This is a genomic window from Psychrobacter sp. CAL346-MNA-CIBAN-0220 (assembly GCF_040309805.1).
Taxonomy (GTDB): domain Bacteria; phylum Pseudomonadota; class Gammaproteobacteria; order Pseudomonadales; family Moraxellaceae; genus Psychrobacter.
In genome coordinates, this window is sequence record NZ_JBEOPF010000129.1 from 1 (window position 1) to 283 (window position 283).

Annotated in this window: 1 protein-coding gene; it reads left to right on the plus strand. The window is 34.3% G+C overall.

Features of this window, described 5'->3' with window-relative positions:
• Positions 1–283: hypothetical protein (locus tag AAEY88_RS12990; RefSeq protein WP_350563050.1), on the plus strand; the 283-nt coding region annotated here is incomplete at both ends.

Here is a 283-nt window from a genome sequence, read left to right on the forward strand (position 1 = left end):
GCTTTAATGCTACCCGTATATCAATAGGGTATTATGTCATAAAGACTGATTTAGATGCATATGCATTTAATTTTGTAGCACAAGAAAAAGATGGAGTAACACGTTCTCGGCTCGAAATAGAAGAGACTGAGTTAGGTCAAAGTTTACTTACTTTAGGATTACCTGTTGGAACCACAGGCAAACCGAATTATTCTTATATATACGATCTTTTTTATTCTAGAGTTGATTACCTATTAGACATAAAACAAGAGTGGCATAAATGTGATGTTGCTGTAAGTAGGGT